This window comes from Comamonas kerstersii (assembly GCF_008801935.1).
Taxonomy (GTDB): domain Bacteria; phylum Pseudomonadota; class Gammaproteobacteria; order Burkholderiales; family Burkholderiaceae_C; genus Comamonas; species Comamonas kerstersii.
The window spans coordinates 32,658-48,796 of record NZ_VZOT01000011.1 but is presented as its reverse complement, the minus strand read 5'-3'; the positions used below and the strand labels follow the sequence as shown (position 1 = coordinate 48,796).

The window sequence follows — 16,139 nt, the reverse complement described above, 5'->3', positions numbered from 1 at the left end:
ATGATTTATGCCTGAAATACTTTAAAAACAAGCGCTAGCAGCTCTATTTTTTGAGGGCCAGCAGCCTTGGCTGCCGCGCCTGCAAACAGCAAAAAACCTCCCGAAGGAGGTTGCTGTGGATGCAGTTTGGCAGGCTTACACACCGCGTGCGCGGTCAGCCTTGAACTTGGCGCGGAACTCGGCAAAAGTGCCCGCTTCCAGCGCATCGCGGATTTCCTGCATCAGATTCAGGTAATAGTGCAGGTTGTGGATGGTGGTCAGCATGGGGCCCAGCATTTCGCCGCAACGGTCCAGGTGATGCAGGTAGGCGCGGCTGAAGCCATCACGGCCGCCGTCGTCCCAGCTCACACCGCTCTTGCCCGCGCAGGCATGGCAGGTGCAGGTGGTGTCCAGCGGCTGGTGATCGGTCTTGTGGCGGGCATTGCGCAGCTTCAGATCGCCATAGCGGGTGAACACCGTGCCGTTGCGCGCATTGCGGGTAGGCATCACACAGTCAAACATGTCCACGCCATCGGCCACGCCCTGCACCAGATCTTCTGGTGTGCCCACCCCCATCAGGTAGCGGGGCTTGTTGGCAGGCAGCAGGTGGGGCGTGTGCGCCATGATTTCCAGCATCTCGTCCTTGGGTTCACCCACGGAGACGCCGCCAACGGCGTAGCCGGGGAAGTCCATCTCCACCAGCGCTTCCAGCGACTCCTGGCGCAGATTGGTGTACATGCCGCCCTGCACAATGCCAAACAGCGCGTTGGGATTCTCCAGACGCTCGAACTCGTCCTTGGAGCGCTTGGCCCAGCGGCGGCTCATTTCCATGGACTTGCGCGCTTCGGCTTCCGTGGTCTTCTTGCCGTTGGTCTCGTACGGGGTGCACTCGTCGAGCTGCATGACGATGTCGGAGTTGAGCACCGTCTGAATCTGCATGCTCACCTCGGGCGACATGAACAGCTTGTCGCCATTCACAGGGCTCTGGAAGTGCACACCTTCTTCCGTGATCTTGCGCATGGCGCCCAGGCTCCACACCTGAAAGCCGCCCGAGTCGGTCAGGATGGGCTTGTTCCACTTCTCAAAGCCATGCAGACCACCAAAGGTCTTCATGATGTCCAGGCCGGGGCGCATCCACAGGTGGAAGGTGTTGCCCAGAATGATTTGTGCGCCCATTTCTTCGAGGCTGCGCGGCATCACACCCTTGACGGTGCCATAGGTGCCAACGGGCATGAAGATGGGGGTCTGCACCACGCCATGGTTGAGCGTGAGCTTGCCACGGCGGGCGTGGCTGGTGGGGTCGGTTTTGAGAAGTTCGAACTGCAGCATGATGGCGCGCATTGTCCCAGAAGGTGGCTTGCGTTGCCGCAGCATGCAGGGTGCCGGGGTGCTCTATAGTGGAATCTCTTGCACACCCACAACGATGACAAGGAGCACGCCATGTATACCCACATCATGATTGCCGTCGATGGTTCCAGTGAATCCCTGCAGGCCGTACGCGAGGCGCTCAAACTGATTGCCCGGGGGCTGCGCACCGAAATCGCCCTCGTGAACGTGCAGGAGCCTGCCTCTTTGCTGGAACTGGCCACCAGAGATGCCGACGCCATTGCCGCTGCTGCCGTGCAGGCCGGCGAAAACCTCATGAGCGAAGCCGCCGCCCTGCTCGACGCCGAAGGCGTTGGCTACTCCATGGAAGTGGTGCTGGGCGAGCCCGGCAGCATGCTGTTGGAAATGGCCGAGGATCTGAATGCCGACATGGTCATCATGGGTGCACGCGGCATGGGCGCGCTCAAAAGCGCGATTGTGGGCTCAGTGTCCAAGACGGTGATCACCCACTGCCGTCGGCCGGTGCTGGTCGTACGTAGCCCTGAGGAAGAGGACCTTGCAGAGGCTGAAGCTGCCGAAGACGCAGCGTAAGTGCCAGCACCTGCGGTTTTACGCCGCTTTGCGCTGCCAGCGCTTGTCCTGACTGCGCTGGTGGCTGCTGCCATGCGTGCTGCCCTGGGTTTTCTGCGCGGTCTGCCAAGCATGCAGCTTGCCATGCGGCAAGCTAGCCAGGCGCTGCAGCAGGCGGCGGCAGTAGCCCTTGATCGACAGGCATTTGTTGATTTCTTCCACGGGGAAGGGGCCTGTGACCACCACGATGTCATCCGCCTGCTGCCACAACCCGGCAGCGCGCAGGCGGCGGCGTGTATTCAATGCCCATGACTGGATGCGCGATGGCGTGCCATGCTGGTGCACTTCGCCCGTGTAGCGGTCAAACGCAATGGCCAGCAGGTCTGTTTTAAGCTTGAAGCGGCGCTCACCTGTGACTGCGCTAGGCGATTCGCGCATGTCGTACAGGTAGTAACTGCCTGCCTTGAGCTGGTACTGCAGGTGCATGGTCATCTCGGGTGTGCAAGGTGCTTCGGTAAGGGCGACACACGGGGCTGAAAAGGTGAAGCACATTCTGCGCCAAGGCGTCAGGGGTCACAAGCACCCAGATGGCAGGTATTTGGAACAATTTGTTTTTGTTAACTTTTCAGCATAAAAAAAGCTTCCAGCGCTGATGCAGCAAGCGCTGGAAGCTATGTTTTTATAAAGCGTGAGGGTTTAGAAATCCAGCAGGCTCAGCCCCACGGACAGCGAAGTGCGCTTGTAGTTGTAATCAATCAGGCTTTCACCGTATCCGCTGAACAGCTGAACATGCAGACGCAAATTGCTGTTGTCGCCCCCCAGTGCATACATCCATTCCAGCCGGCCTGAGCCATAGCCCTTGCCAATGCTGCCGCGTGCAGTCAGACCGAAGATGTTGCGGGCATCAGGCTGCCAGAACAGCTTGGCCTCGCCTCGGCCCCAGTAGTTCTGAATGCCGGGGTTGTCATCGTTTTCCAGCTTTTCCGAAATGCGGTGCCAGGCTTTGAGTTGCAGCTGCCAGCGGTTGTTGAGCTCCGCACCCGCCATCAGATAGGCGCGATTCCAGCTGCGCGAGAGTGGGTCGCTCTGACCATTGGAGTGGTGCACCAGCCCGATGCCGCTATAGCGCAGACGCCAGCCCAGCGGCAGCTGTGCCTCGGTGGGATAGACGTAGAAGATTTCGGGCTGGTGGTCCGTCGTACGGAAGGAGCGTGACGCATCGGCATTGAAGATCTGCCAGAACGACAGCTGGGTATAGCCCACCCACAGAGAGTCGAGTCGATCAGAATCTTCAGGCGTCAGCAGCCCTGCAGCCAGCTTGGTACGCAGCGACAGCTGAATGCGCAGCTCCTTGGTCTGGTAGTCGTCCGTCTCGAACGCAGGCTGGGTCAGTGTACTGGGGCTGGTGTTCATATGGTTGGCCGCCGTCACCGACACGGACTGGGGCTGAAAGCCCCGCAGCTTGAAAGTACCGCAGTCGGTAGCACGGCGCAGCTCATAGAACTGCAGCATGGTGCTGGCGCCAGAGCGGTAGCAGTCACTGCCTGGCAGCTGCATGGGTGCGCCTTCAGCCACGGCCACAGGCGCTGGCTCAGAAGGGCTCTCAGGCACTGTCAGCGCACTGGCGGCAGGCACTGCAGCCTTGGATGCAGGCACTGCACCGCCATGCTGTGCAGCGGCCCACTGGTCAAAACAGGCCAGGCGTTCCTGGCCATCTTGCACGGCACTGCAGGCCTGCCACCCGGTGGCAGGCTCACTCGGTGTGGCCGCCGAAGCTGTGGCAGTCCACAAGGCATACAGGCTGCAGCTATAGGCCAGACGACGAATCAGAGGCGTTCTCATGCCAGGCTTCCTCAGAACAAACAGGGGTTAAATAATTTTGGGAGCAGCTGCAGCCTTGCGGGCCAGCTGTTCGCGCAGCTGGCGCAGCTTTTCGCGGGGATCTTCACGGGCTGTGCTGGCATCCAGATTCATTTCCTTGATAAAGCGGCTGGGCTGGCACTGCACCATCTCGCGCCCCTTTTTGCGGCGCTTGGTCCAGCTCACGACCAGCGTGCGCTGGGCACGGGTAATACCCACATACATCAGGCGGCGCTCTTCCTGCAGGCGGGCTGCAATATCGTCGCTGACTTTTTGCTGCTTGCCGTCGTCATCATCGAGCTTGAAGGGCAGCATGCCCTCGGTCACACCCACCAGCATCACATGCGGCCACTCCAGGCCCTTGGATGCGTGCAGCGTAGACAGAATCACCATGTCCTGCTCTTTCTCACGCTCAGAGATGGTGGACAGCAGCGCAATGTTCTGCGCCACATCCAGCAGGCTTTTGACTTCGGTCTGCGTGGTCGTGCCTGCTGCATCTTCAATCTGGCCGCCTGCGCGCTGGCTCATCCAGTCGCAGAACTCCAGCACATTGGTCCAGCGTGCGGCGGCCACGGTTTCACTGTCTTCGCTGTCGTACAGATACTGCTCATAGCCAATTTCCTTGAGCCAATCGAGCATGAAGCTGCGCGAGGCTTCTGCCCCCAGCGTGTGGCGTGCGCGGTATTCCAGATCATTGATGTAGCGCCCAAATTCCAGCAGGCCTTCGTGCGCTTTCTTGGGCAGTACCGCTTCAAGCATGCTGGAGAACAAGGCACCGAACATGCTCAGCTTGTGCTGCGCTGAAAACTCGCCCAGCTTGCCCAGCGTGGTGTGGCCAATACCGCGGCGCGGTGTAGTGATGGCGCGCAAAAACGCAGGGTCATCGTCGTTGTTGATCCACAAACGGAACCACGCACACAGGTCCTTGATTTCCGCACGGTCAAAGAAGGAGGTACCACCCGAGACCTTGTACGGGATATTGAGCTTGCGCAGCGCCTTTTCAAACGGCTTGGCCTGGTGGTTCGCGCGGTACAGGATGGCAAAGTCCTTCCACGCAGGCTGCGGATTCATATTGGCACGCAAGCTGGCAATACGCATGGCAGCGCGCTCGGCTTCATGCTCTTCGGTGTCGCAATCAACAATGCGCACGGGCTCGCCCTCACCCAGTTCCGAGAACAGCGTCTTGGGAAACAGCTTGGGGTTGGGGCCAATCACATTGTTGGCCGCGCGCAGGATGGCGGAGGTGGAGCGGTAGTTCTGCTCCAGCTTGATGATCTTGAGCTGTGGATAGTCCTGGGGGAGCTTCTTCAGGTTGTCCAGCGTCGCACCGCGCCAGCCGTAGATGGACTGGTCGTCATCACCCACGGCCGTGAAATGGCCGCGCTCGCCCACCAGGAGTTTGAGCAGCTCGTACTGCGTGGCATTGGTGTCCTGGTATTCGTCCACCAACACATGGCCCAGCAGGCGCTGCCATTTCTCACGCACTTCGGGGTGGTTTTTCAGCAAGCGCATGGGCATGCCGATCAGGTCATCAAAGTCCACGCTCTGGTAGGCCGTCAGGCGTTCTTCATAGCGCTGCATGATGAGGGCAATGCTGCGCTCATGGTCGTCCTGCGCCATGGCCAGGGCCTTGCGGCTGTCCCAGCCTGCGTTCTTCCAGTTGGAAATCGTCCACTGCCACTGCCGCGCGGTGGCCGCGTCCGTGGTGCCGCCGGCACAGTCCTTGAGGATGCCCGTCACATCGTCGGCATCCAGAATGCTGAAGTTGGGCTTCAGACCCAGCACATGGCCATCTTCGCGCACCATGCGCACGCCCAGCGAGTGGAAGGTGCAGATCATGACGTCCTTGGCAGCGCGGCCAATCAGACCGGAAGCGCGCTCGCGCATTTCAGCAGCCGCTTTGTTCGTGAAGGTAATGGCCGCAATGCGCCTGGGGGCCAGGCCGTTTTCAATCAGGCGGGCAATCTTGTGCGTGATCACGCGGGTCTTGCCCGAGCCTGCGCCTGCCAGCACCAGGCAGGGGCCTTCGGTGTAGTGGACAGCTTGGAGTTGGGCGAGATTCAAACCAGCGGACATGGACGTAGTGTTCTGAGCAGACAGGGAAAAACAAGCGCCTGCAACCTCAGGCGCGGGGCAATCATACGCAAGCCCTCTGCCCCATGCCCCTGCGTGTCCACATGCCCGTGTCAATGGCAAGTGTGCCGGGCACAACAGCTGTCACCTGCGCGAAATCCCCTGCACCTGCTGCAGTACAGGGCTGACACAATCGCGCCCTGTGCTATCCATTCTTGCGGTCACTTTTCCCTTTTTTGCCCTGGTGCTGTGCGGCTTTGTCGCCACGCGCCGGGGCGTACTGCCATTGGCGGCCATTCCCGGGCTCAACACCTTTGTGCTGTACTTTGCGCTGCCTTGCATGCTGTACCGCTTCGGCGCACAGACGCCGATTACGCAGCTGATCGACCCGGTGGCTGCTGGCGTGTATTTGCTGTGCGGCCTGCTGATCGTGGGGGGCACCATGGCCTTGAGCCACACACGTTGGGGCTGGAATGACGCTGCCTTTGGGGCCTTGGTGGCCGCCTTTCCCAATTCCGGCTTCATGGGCGTGCCGCTGCTGGTGACACTGCTGGGTGATGCCAGCGCAGGCCCGGTCATTCTGACCATGGCCATCGACATGGTGATCACCAGTTCGCTGTGCATTGCGCTATCGCGCATCGGGCTAGGTGAAGCCGGCGTCCTGCAGGCGCTGCGCAATGCGCTCAAGGGTGTGTTTTCCAACCCCATGCCCTGGTCCATCATCCTGGGCGCCTGTGCCTCGGCCATGGCGTGGGAGCTGCCCGCACCGCTCGAAAAAACCGTCGCCATGCTAGCAGGCGCTGCCTCACCCGTGGCACTGTTCACCATTGGAGCGGTTCTGGCGCGTTCACAGATGAATCAGCATGAATACGTTGCTGCGCGCCACTATGTACCTATCGCGCTGGCCAAGCTGCTGCTGCACCCTGCGCTGATGTGGCTGGCCTGCCAGAGCGCGGTGTGGCTGGGACTGCCGCTGAGCTCCATGACCATCACCGTACTCGTGCTGGTCGCAGCACTGCCCAGTGCCAGCAATGTGTCCTTGCTGACCGAGCGTTTTGGTGCCCATGGCGGTCGGGTGGCACGCATTATTCTGGTGAGCACAGCGCTGGCCTTTGTGACATTTTCTGCCGCTGTCAGCCTTGTCGCCTAAACAGCGAGGTACAGCACCGATCTTTACAATAGTCAATCCCTCCGCACAGGATTGACATGCAGACACCCTCCCCCACCACCAGCACATTTCCACCACCCAGTGGTCGACAGACTGCATGGCTGATTGCCATGGCCTGCCTGGTCTGGGCATGCTCGTCATGGATCTCGGGAGGCAATCTCGACAGCTACAACGACATGCTGGAGAACTATGCATGGTCGCAGCCCTTTCTCTGGGGGACTCACAAGCATCCACCGTTTTTTGCATGGGTAGTGGGCACATGGTTTACGGTCTTTCCCAATACGGACTGGGCCTACCGGCTGCTGTCCTATACCAATGTCGCCGTGGGCCTATGGGGCGTAGTCAGTCTGGGCCGCAGACTGGGTCTGGGTGGTCTGGCCCACTGGGGGGCATTGCTGCTGCTGTGGAGCTTTCCCTATACCTCGCTGGCCGGCAAATTCAATGCCAACAGCCAGCTGCTGTCACTGTGGCCCTGGGCTGCGGCCCTGCTGCTGGCCAGCTGGCAGGAAAAAGGCTGGCGTGGCGTGTGGTTCAGCACCTGGCTGGGCATCGTGGCCGCAGCCTGCATGCTGAGCAAGTACTACAGCGGTGTGTTTCTGGCAGGCTTTCTGCTGCCCATCTTTCTGCACCGTGATGGCCGCCAGTGGCTGCTGACGCCCCGCCCCTATCTGGCCCTGCTGGTATTTGCACTGGCACTCAGCCCCCATGTGGCGTGGATGGCAGGCCATGACTGGGCGCCAATTGGCTATGCCATGGATCAGGGCGGCGGTGATGTGGTCTGGCGCTATGTGCTGCGTTTTACGCTTTCTCCGCTGTTTTACTGGCTGCCTGCCTGGCTGGCAGTCTGCGCGGTGTATGCCTGCCTGTCTGCCCGCATGCAGCAGCAAAGCTGCCTGCGCACCTTTGGCAGTTACCTGTGGCGTAGCTGGATGCCCCACGGCTGGGACGACGTGCTGTACTGGCTGGCGCTCACACCCTGGCTGCTGACCCTGCTGTGCGGCATGTTCGGCGTAGCGGAGCTGTCTACCCCATGGGCCATCCCTATTGGCTATGCTTTTGCGCTGCTGTGGCTGCGCAATCTGCATACGCTGGCACCCTCTGTGACGGCGCAGGTGCTTACCAAGCTGCGCAGAGCATGGTGGCCTGTCGTGGCACTGGTGGCCGTGCTGGGCCTTGTGGTGGCCATCGTCAACGCACAGAAAAGTGACAAGGGTTACTACCGCCCCACTGAAGATGCTGCCCAGCAAATTCTGAAACAGTGGCAGGAACGCAACCCCCAGCAGCAGCTGGCCTGGGTGGGAGGGGACTGGGCAGAAAACGCCATGATCGCTTTCTATGCCATGCCTGGCCTGCAAACCGTGCCCTACATGCCGGACAGCTTCCCCGCGCAGCTCGCGGGTCTGGGCGACTGGCGCAGCAAAAACGGCTTGCTGCTGTGTCCGCTGGGCCCTGTAGCCAACAATCCAGACATTCCTGACACTGCCTGCATGCAGGAAGCCACACAGTGGCTGGCCGCACAGGGACTCACTGCTGCGCCCCAAGTGCTGACCGTGGAACGCAGCGGCTGGCGCTTTCCCAAGCCCGTGCCTTTCCGCTATGCCGTGTTTGACGTACCTGCTGCCTCTACTGCATCCAAGGAAGTGCAATGACCTCCACGCCCAGCATGGATGCTGAATTTGCCCCTGCAGCCCCCTTCGCTGCAGTGCCTCGCCCGGCCCTGCAGCTGAGCTGCGTGGTCCCGGCCTACAACGAACAGGACAACCTGCGCGATTTCATCAATGCCTTGATCCCTGCCGTGCAGGCTCTGACCAGCGATTTTGAAATCATCATCGTCAACGATGGCAGCCGTGACGCCACACACGATGTGGCCATGCAGCTCGTCACACAGGGGCTGCCCGTGCGCTATCTGGCGCTGTCACGCAACTTTGGCAAGGAAGCGGCGCTGTCTGCTGGCATCGACCACGCGCGCGGCAATGCCGTACTGCTGATCGATGCAGACTTCCAGCACCCACTGGAAATGCTCCCCGAAATGCATGCCCTGTGGCAGGGCGGCTATGAAATGATTTATGGCGTGATCGCCGACCGCGGCGCAGAAAGCGGTGCCAAACGCCTGGGAACCAACCTGTTCTACACGCTGATGAACTCCGGCAACGGCGTCAAAGTGCCGCCCAATGCCGGCGACTTCCGCTGGATGGACCGCAAGGTGGTCGATGCCCTCAGAGCCCTGCCCGAGCGCAACCGCTTCATGAAAGGCCTGTACGCCTGGGTCGGCTTCAAGACTGCAGCACTGCCGTTTGTGCCCAAGGACCGTGCAGCGGGGCAGTCCAGCTTCAATCTCAAACGCCTCGGGGCGCTCGCCCTGCTGGGGCTGACCTCCTTCACCACGCTGCCACTGCGCGTGTGGAGCGTGATTGGTGGTGCCGTGGCCTTGCTGGCGCTGGCCTATGGTCTGTGGATCACGCTGGATACCCTGCTCTTTGGCGCAGACCTGGCAGGCTGGCCCACGCTGGCTGCCGGCATCATGCTGTTCTCCGGCGTGCAGCTGATGTCCATCGGTATTCTGGGTGAATACATTGGCCGCATCTATGACGAAGTCAAGCAGCGCCCCACCTATCTGATTGCACGCGACGAAGACGCCAGTCCTCTGCGAGAGCAGCCATGAGCACTTTGCTGATGCGTCTGCGGCAGCTGCCGCAGCTGGTGCAGTTTGGCCTGGTCGGCGGCAGCGCTGCCGCCACCCACCTGCTGGTGGTTGCCATCGTGGTTGCACTCACAGGCCTGCCACCGCTGTGGGCCAATGTACTGGGCTTTCTGGTGGCTTTTATCGTGAGCTACAACGGCCATGCAGCCCTGACCTTTTCACAGGAGCAGGCACGCGGCTGGGCCACGGTGGCCCGCTTTTTTGCCGTCGCCTGTGGCTCCTTTGTGGCCAATGAGCTGCTGTACGCCGCCGCGCTGCGCTGGCTGCCCTGGAACTACCTGGCCAGTCTTGCGCTGGTACTGGTGCTGGTGGCTGCAGGCACTTTTGTTCTGAGCAAGTTCTGGGCCTTCAAGGCGGCTCGCTGATGCCATGACCACCTCTATCCGCGCCTTTATTCTGTGTGCTGACGACTTTGGCCTGCACCCGGCTGTCGATGAGGCCGTAGAGCAGCTGTGCCTGGCAGGTCGCCTGTCAGCCACCAGCTGCATGACCAATGCCCCGCGCTGGCAGCAAGCAGCACCGCGCCTGAAGGACTTGCGCCCGCGCCTGTCCGTAGGGCTGCACTTCAACCTGACCGAAAGCTATGGCGGCTCTGTGCCTGCTCAGCCACTGGGCACAGTCATCCGCCAGGCCTATACGGGCCACTGGAGCGCCCCACAGATGCGCGCCATGTGGGAGCAGCAACTCGATGCCTTTGAGACAGCGCTGGGCACACCACCAGACTTCATCGACGGCCATCAGCACGTGCACCAGCTGCCCGGCATGTGCCAGGCCATGCTGGACGTCATGCTCAAGCGCTACACCCCGCAGCAAATGCCCTGGGTGCGCTCTACCGCCCCAGTGGGCACGCTGTGGCTCAGCCCCAAAGCCAGCATCATTGCGCTACTGGGCGGCTGGCAGACCACGCGTGCGCTGCGCAAGGCAGGCGTGCTGGTCAACCATGGTTTTGGCGGCGTCTATGGTTTTGACGCACCCACCCCCGACGCCTATGGCGCGCAGATGGCGCAGTGGCTGGCGCAGTTGCAGCCTGGCAGCCTGCTTATGTGCCACCCCGCTACCACCGAAGTTGTGGGCGATGCCATTGGCGCACAGCGCCCTGTGGAGTTTGACTATCTGCACTCCGAAGCCTTTGGAGCGCTGCTGGAGCAGCACCAGTGCCATATCCAGCAAGGGCCGCTCAAGCCGCTTCTAAAAATCTAAAACCATAGCTTTCAGCGCTTGCTGCATAAGCCCTGGACGCATTTTCATGCTTATTCTTCGGGCTGGGCGCTGAAAAGTATTTTTCACAGCGACAGCGGGTCCACATCCACCAGCCAGCGCACCAGCCGCTTGTGGGCAGGCTGACTGCGTACCCAGTGCAGCCAGGGCTGCCAGGCATGCAAAAACCTTTGCAGCGCACGGCGGTCGCTGGCCTCGATCAGCATCTGTGCACGCTCCACATTGGCGACACGCTGCACGGCCATGGGGATGGGCGGATAGATGAACACATCTTCCAGATGCGGCAGCTGCCCCTGGTGCGCAGCCTCTGTGGCCGCGCGCAGAAAGGCCTGCGCCTCTTCCTGTGTCTTGGCATCGGCACGCACCAGCGCCTGAAAAGCAAAGGGCGGCATGCCCGCTTCCTGCCGCTCGCGCAGCTGCAGGGCGGCAAAGGCTGGATAGTCATACTTGCGCAGCGCCGCATACACGCTGTGCTGTGGCTCAAAGCTCTGCACCCACATCTCTGGCTGGCTGTCATGGGCACGCACATAGTCGGCATCGCGCCCGGCACGGCCTGCGGCCTGCATGAGCAGACAGAACAGGCGCTCCGCCGCACGAAAGTCGCTGGAAAACAGCGCGCCATCAGGCTGCACTGCGGCCACCAGCGTGATACGACGAAAGTCGTGACCCTTGGCAATCATCTGCGTACCCACTAGCACATCAACCTCACCGCTGTGCACCAGGGCAAGTTGTGCTTCGAGCGCCCCCTTGAGCTTGGTGGTGTCGGCATCAATGCGTGCCACGCGTGCCGGACGGCCATCGGGCCGCTGCACATTACGCAGCAAGCGCTCCAGCTCTTCTTCCAGTTGCTCCGTCCCCTTGCCCATGGGCAGGATGTCCGGATTGCCGCACTCAGGGCAGGCATGCGGCACACGGCGCGTATCGCCGCAGTGGTGGCAACGCAGCGTGCGGTCGCCCTTGTGAAACACCTGGTGGGCACTGCAATGCGGGCAGTCACTTTTCCAGTTGCAGTCTGCACAGAACAGCACGGGCGCAAAGCCCCTGCGGTTCAGCAGAATCAGGCTTTGCTCACCACGCTCAATGCGCTCGGTCATAGCGGCCAGCAGTGGCTGCGAAAACACGGTTTTCCTGGGCTGCTGCGTCATATCCACCATGCGGACACGGGGCAGCTCTCCCGCACCAATACGGCTGGGCATGTGCAGACGCTGGTAGCGCCCGATGGCGGGCTCACTGGTATGCCAGCTCTCCAGCGAAGGGGTCGCACTGCCCAGAATCACCTTGGCCCCGCAGTGGTGCCCACGCCAGATGGCCAGATCGCGTGCGGAATAGCGTGCGCCTTCCTGCTGCTTGTAGCTGGGGTCATGCTCTTCATCGACCACAATGACCTTGAGCCCCGGCAGGCTGGCAAAGACCGACATGCGCGTGCCCAGCACAATGCGCGCCTGACCGGTATGCGCGGCCAGCCAGCTCTTGAGCCGCTGCACATCCGTCATGCCGCTGTGCATGCTGACTACGGCCTGCGGCCCAAACATGGGCACAAAGCGCTGTTCAAAGCGTTGCTGCAGCTGTGGCGTGAGATTGATCTCCGGCACCATGACCAGCGCCTGTGCCTGCGGATCGGCCTCCAGCGCCTGCTGCACCACGCGCATATAGACCTCGGTCTTGCCACTGCCCGTGCTGCCGTACAGCAGGAAGGGGCCGCAATTTTGCTCGATTTGCCCATAGACGCTTTGCTGCTCTGCGCTGAGTGCTATCAGGTTTTGCACAAAGAGCGCGGCTCGATCAGAGTTATCCACAGGATTCGCATTCGCAGCTGCTGCTTTTTTCGACAACTTCCGGGGCTTGGGAGGCTGCAAGCGCTTGGCCAGCTGCTCTGCTGTCATGTCCCGCAGTGCCGATGGCAGCCCCATCATGGCAATCTCCCCAATGCTGCGCTGGTAGTAATGCGCTGCAAAGCCCACCAGACGCTGCCAGTGGGTATCCAGGGGCTGCAGCCCTTCCATCACCGCATCAATCGGCCGCAGCGTGGCGTGCTCAGGCAAAGGCTGCTGCTGACGGTCATCCCAGACCACCCCCAGCAGATGCCGTGCCCCCAGCGGTACGCGCACCAGCGTCCCTGCGGGCAAAGGCTGGCTGTGCAGATAACTCAGCAGATGTCCGACACCGCTGTGAATCGGCGTGTGGAGCGCGACACTTATCACATGGGATGCCGCCGAAATGTCAGACAGAACCTGCATCGGGAGATTGTGTGTGGGAAACCCCAGTTTCTGTGGATAACTTTGTGGGGATTGTCAATCACCCCCACACCTTTAAGCAAGCTCAAAAACATCGCGTTTTCTTCATGACATTCTCATGAAGAAAATTTCTCAATAAAAACAGATACTTATTACGAAAATAGTTCGTTCAGCGCTATCAGCTTCATTGCCGTCCAATCAGCCTCCCGCTTGCTCAAAGTTGTGCATAAGTGGCACTCCAATGCACAGAAGCAAGGCCGTCATCGATAAGTAAAATCCCGTAGATAGACGTCAATTTGCAACTTTTTGACTGCTTTTGCACGGATTTTGAAGCGCCATTGCGGCCATGAAGCGTAGGTACGCACCTACGCTTCATGGCACACGCTGAACACCGTTCGTCAAGCCGACAGACGCAGTTGACGGGAGTAGTTATGCACAGTCTCAACCAGAGCAGCTACATGCTCTGGCGGTGTGTGCTGGCTGATGCCGTGACCCAGATTAAAGATATGGGAAGGGCCTGTGGTCGCCCGGTCCGTATGGGGCTTGCCAAAGCTGTCGAGCACGGCGCGCGCCTGCACAGCGATCTGCTCAGGTGGGGCAAACAGCACATTGGGGTCGATATTGCCCTGCAGGGCCTTGCCGAGGCCGCCCACTTCACCACCCACGATGGCACGTGCCTTGCCCAGGTTGGCCGTCCAGTCCAGGCCCAGCACCTCGCAGTCAATGCCTTTCATGTCATCGAGCCAGATGCCACCACCTTTGGTAAACACGATGCGCGGCACGTCGGTGCCATCGACGCCGGTGCGCTTGAGTTGCGCCAGCACGCGTTCGGTATAAGCCAGGCTGAACTGCTGGAACATGCCATCGGCCAGTACGCCGCCCCAGCTGTCAAAAATCATCACGGCCTGTGCACCAGCGTCAATCTGGGCATTCAGGTAGGTAGCAACGCTGTCTGCATTGACGGACAGGATCTTGTGCATCAGATCAGGACGGCTGTACATCAGGCTCTTGACTTGGCGGTAGTCATCACTGCCCTTGCCTTCCACCATGTAGCAAGCCAGCGTCCAGGGGCTGCCGGAAAAGCCAATCAGCGGCACACGACCGCCCAGCGCCTTGCGAATGCTGGTCACTGCGTCAAACACATAGCGCAGCTTGTCCATATCCGGCACAGCCAGCTCGGCCACAGCGGCTTCATCGCGCACCACCTTGGCAAAACGCGGGCCTTCGCCTTCCGCAAACGACAGGCCCAGCCCCATGGCATCAGGCACGGTGAGGATGTCGCTGAACAGAATCGCAGCATCCAGCGGAAAGCGCTCCAGCGGCTGCAGCGTCACTTCCGTGGCGTAGTCCACATTGGTAGCCAGCCCCATGAAGCTGCCCGCCTTGGCGCGTGTGGCCTTGTACTCCGGCAGATAACGGCCAGCCTGACGCATCAGCCACAGCGGGGTGTAGTCGGTCGCCTGACGACGGCAGGCGCGCAGGAAGGTGTCGTTCAGAAGGGGGGCAAAAGACATGAAGCGCTCACACAGAGAAAAGACCTGAAGGTGCCAATCCTCACGAAAGCACCTCCTACATGTTCTTGGGTTCTTGGGAAACGGCCAGTTTAACGGATGGGCCTGCAACACCTGGCTTCTAAGGCCTCCCGCTGCGAAGAGGGTGCACGTCTACTGATACAGCACAAGCCTTGCAACTGCGCTCATGCACAATCGCGGGCTTTGCTTCCCGTTACAACTTATACCGTACGCCGTGACCTTGCCAGAGACCATCAGCATTCCTGCTTTCCAGAGCTTTACCTTGGCTATTTTGCTGTTTTTTGCAGGGCAGAAAATTGCCGAGTATTGGGGCGTTATACGCCGCTACAGCATTCCCGAGCCCGTGGTGGGCGGCTTTGCCTGCGCCCTGGTCGTCGGCCTGATCTACTACACCACCGGCAGCAAGATCGAGTTCGATCTGAATGTGCGCGACTCCCTGCTGCTGTACTTCTTTGCGGCCATTGGTCTGCGCTCTGACCTGCTCACCCTCAAGCAAGGCGGCAAGCCACTGTTGATTCTGCTGGCGCTGGCCACCGGCTTTATCCTGCTGCAGAACCTGCTGGGCGTGGGCGTGGCCGAGCTGTTCGGCCTGGATAGCCGCGCTGGACTGATGACGGGCTCCATCTCACTGACCGGCGGTGTGGGCACTACCCTGGCCTGGGGACCCACCTTTGTGGAAAAACTCGGTATCCACAACGCCGTGGAACTGGGCATGGCCAGCAACATGGTCGGCATGATCGCCGCCTGTGCAATCGGCGGGCCGATTGCCAGCTACCTGATGCGACGGCACGCCATCCATGGCAGCGGCGCACGCCCGCTGGACGTGGGTGTTCCCGCACAGCAACTGACCGTGCCGCTGGACTACTTTGGCGTGCTGCGCGCTTGGCTGTGGCTGAACATGGCACTCATGATCGGCGGCATCATCACCCCACTGTTTCACAAGGTGGGCCTGCAGCTGCCCATGTTTGTGGGATGTCTGATGGGCGGCATTTTGCTGCGTAACACGCTGGGGCAATGGATGCTCTCGCGCAAGCGCCGCAAGCTGGGGCTGTTCCACTGGAACAGCATGCGCCAGGGCCTGAGCATGATTTCCGACATCAGCCTTGGCATGTTCCTGACCATGGCACTCATGGGCCTGCAGCTATGGGCACTGCAGGGCGTCATGGGCTTTGTTTTGACCGTGCTGGTGCTGCAGGTGCTCATGACCATCTGCTTCGCGCTGTTTGTGGTCTTTCGCTGCATGGGCAGAGACTATGAGGCTGCCGTCATCAGCGCTGGTTTTGGTGGCATTGCCCTGGGCTCTACCGCCACTGCGGTGGCCAACATGACCGCCGTGGCCCACCGACATGGCGCAGCGCACCGGGCATTCATCGTCGTACCACTGGTGTGTGGTTTCTTTGTGGACATTGTGAACGCCCTGATCATTCAGATGCTGCTCTGAACGTCATACGCCTGTCACAAGGCATACGCACCATACA

The 16,139-nt window shown here is 60.7% G+C and carries 13 protein-coding genes; 7 read left to right on the top strand and 6 right to left on the bottom strand.

The genetic code is table 11. The features are described 5' to 3' along the window. Positions 1 to 135: 135 nt before the first annotated feature. Positions 136 to 1,308: a tRNA guanosine(34) transglycosylase Tgt gene (gene tgt / locus F7P80_RS13300; protein ID WP_054065716.1), complete on the bottom strand. Its 1,173-nt coding sequence runs from the start codon at positions 1,306 to 1,308 to the stop codon at positions 136 to 138. A 111-nt stretch (positions 1,309 to 1,419) separates the two neighbouring features. Here tgt and F7P80_RS13295 point away from each other — a divergent pair, with 111 nt between their 5' ends. After that, entirely contained in the window at positions 1,420 to 1,896 is a 477-nt protein-coding gene (locus tag F7P80_RS13295; RefSeq protein WP_054065717.1) for a universal stress protein, read from the top strand. 18 nt (positions 1,897 to 1,914) lie between these two features. Here the strand turns inward: F7P80_RS13295 and F7P80_RS13290 are convergent, their stop codons facing one another. The 3 genes from F7P80_RS13290 to F7P80_RS13280 all read right to left on the bottom strand — a co-directional run bounded on the left by F7P80_RS13290 (position 1,915) and on the right by F7P80_RS13280 (position 5,811). Then, positions 1,915 to 2,361 carry a hypothetical protein gene (locus F7P80_RS13290; RefSeq protein WP_054065718.1) on the bottom strand — a complete coding sequence of 149 codons (447 nt, stop codon included), beginning with the start codon at positions 2,359 to 2,361 and terminating at the stop codon, positions 1,915 to 1,917. A gap of 210 nt (positions 2,362 to 2,571) precedes the next feature. After that, complete coding sequence (locus F7P80_RS13285) at positions 2,572 to 3,717, bottom strand: phospholipase A (protein ID WP_058879484.1); 1,146 nt, start codon at positions 3,715 to 3,717, stop codon at positions 2,572 to 2,574. 27 nt (positions 3,718 to 3,744) lie between these two features. Beyond that, positions 3,745 to 5,811, bottom strand: coding sequence for an ATP-dependent helicase (locus F7P80_RS13280; protein WP_054065691.1), 2,067 nt, complete (start codon positions 5,809 to 5,811; stop codon positions 3,745 to 3,747). Between the two features lie 199 nt (positions 5,812 to 6,010). On the opposite strand from F7P80_RS13280, the gene F7P80_RS13275 reads away from it, so the two are divergent. The 5 genes from F7P80_RS13275 to F7P80_RS13255 are packed head-to-tail and all read left to right on the top strand — an operon-like array spanning position 6,011 to position 10,877. Continuing rightward, entirely contained in the window at positions 6,011 to 6,958 is a 948-nt protein-coding gene (locus F7P80_RS13275; protein WP_151045426.1) for an AEC family transporter, read from the top strand. Positions 6,959 to 7,014: 56 nt separating this feature from the next. Next, the gene (locus F7P80_RS13270) at positions 7,015 to 8,625 is read left to right on the top strand and encodes a glycosyltransferase family 39 protein (RefSeq protein ID WP_058879483.1); all 1,611 of its coding nucleotides are present in this window, start codon (positions 7,015 to 7,017) and stop codon (positions 8,623 to 8,625) included. Further along, positions 8,622 to 9,638, top strand: a complete 1,017-nt coding sequence (locus F7P80_RS13265; RefSeq protein WP_077344592.1) for a glycosyltransferase family 2 protein — start codon at positions 8,622 to 8,624, stop codon at positions 9,636 to 9,638. Before F7P80_RS13270 ends, F7P80_RS13265 begins: the two co-directional genes overlap by 4 nt. Beyond that, positions 9,635 to 10,042, top strand: coding sequence for a GtrA family protein (locus tag F7P80_RS13260; RefSeq protein WP_151045423.1), 408 nt, complete (start codon positions 9,635 to 9,637; stop codon positions 10,040 to 10,042). The genes F7P80_RS13265 and F7P80_RS13260 overlap by 4 nt, the downstream gene beginning before the upstream one ends. Positions 10,043 to 10,046: 4 nt before the next feature. Further along, on the top strand, positions 10,047 to 10,877 hold the full coding sequence (locus F7P80_RS13255; protein WP_151045420.1) for a ChbG/HpnK family deacetylase: 831 nt from the start codon (positions 10,047 to 10,049) through the stop codon (positions 10,875 to 10,877). A gap of 83 nt (positions 10,878 to 10,960) precedes the next feature. On the opposite strand, the gene priA is transcribed toward F7P80_RS13255, so the two are convergent. Continuing rightward, complete coding sequence (priA, locus tag F7P80_RS13250; protein WP_151045417.1) at positions 10,961 to 13,132, bottom strand: replication restart helicase PriA; 2,172 nt, start codon at positions 13,130 to 13,132, stop codon at positions 10,961 to 10,963. 395 nt (positions 13,133 to 13,527) lie between these two features. Then, positions 13,528 to 14,643 (bottom strand): uroporphyrinogen decarboxylase, encoded by a 1,116-nt coding sequence (hemE, locus tag F7P80_RS13245; protein WP_054065697.1) that lies wholly within the window; start codon positions 14,641 to 14,643, stop codon positions 13,528 to 13,530. Between the two features lie 238 nt (positions 14,644 to 14,881). Here hemE and gltS point away from each other — a divergent pair, with 238 nt between their 5' ends. Then, positions 14,882 to 16,102 carry a sodium/glutamate symporter gene (gltS, locus tag F7P80_RS13240; protein WP_249041475.1) on the top strand — a complete coding sequence of 407 codons (1,221 nt, stop codon included), beginning with the start codon at positions 14,882 to 14,884 and terminating at the stop codon, positions 16,100 to 16,102. Positions 16,103 to 16,139: the final 37 nt, after the last annotated feature.

Bases quoted from the DNA above. Each gene is read 5' to 3' on its own strand.
- F7P80_RS13295 (WP_054065717.1), top strand. From the start codon at position 1,420: ATGTATACCCACATCATGATTGCCGTCGATGGTTCCAGTGAATCCCTG.
- F7P80_RS13270 (WP_058879483.1), top strand. From the start codon at position 7,015: ATGCAGACACCCTCCCCCACCACCAGCACATTTCCACCACCCAGTGGT.
- tgt (WP_054065716.1), bottom strand. From the start codon at position 1,308: ATGCTGCAGTTCGAACTTCTCAAAACCGACCCCACCAGCCACGCCCGC.
- F7P80_RS13290 (WP_054065718.1), bottom strand. From the start codon at position 2,361: ATGCACCTGCAGTACCAGCTCAAGGCAGGCAGTTACTACCTGTACGAC.
- F7P80_RS13285 (WP_058879484.1), bottom strand. From the start codon at position 3,717: ATGAGAACGCCTCTGATTCGTCGTCTGGCCTATAGCTGCAGCCTGTAT.
- F7P80_RS13255 (WP_151045420.1), top strand. From the start codon at position 10,047: ATGACCACCTCTATCCGCGCCTTTATTCTGTGTGCTGACGACTTTGGC.
- hemE (WP_054065697.1), bottom strand. From the start codon at position 14,643: ATGTCTTTTGCCCCCCTTCTGAACGACACCTTCCTGCGCGCCTGCCGT.
- F7P80_RS13260 (WP_151045423.1), top strand. From the start codon at position 9,635: ATGAGCACTTTGCTGATGCGTCTGCGGCAGCTGCCGCAGCTGGTGCAG.
- F7P80_RS13280 (WP_054065691.1), bottom strand. From the start codon at position 5,811: ATGTCCGCTGGTTTGAATCTCGCCCAACTCCAAGCTGTCCACTACACC.
- priA (WP_151045417.1), bottom strand. From the start codon at position 13,132: ATGCAGGTTCTGTCTGACATTTCGGCGGCATCCCATGTGATAAGTGTC.
- F7P80_RS13265 (WP_077344592.1), top strand. From the start codon at position 8,622: ATGACCTCCACGCCCAGCATGGATGCTGAATTTGCCCCTGCAGCCCCC.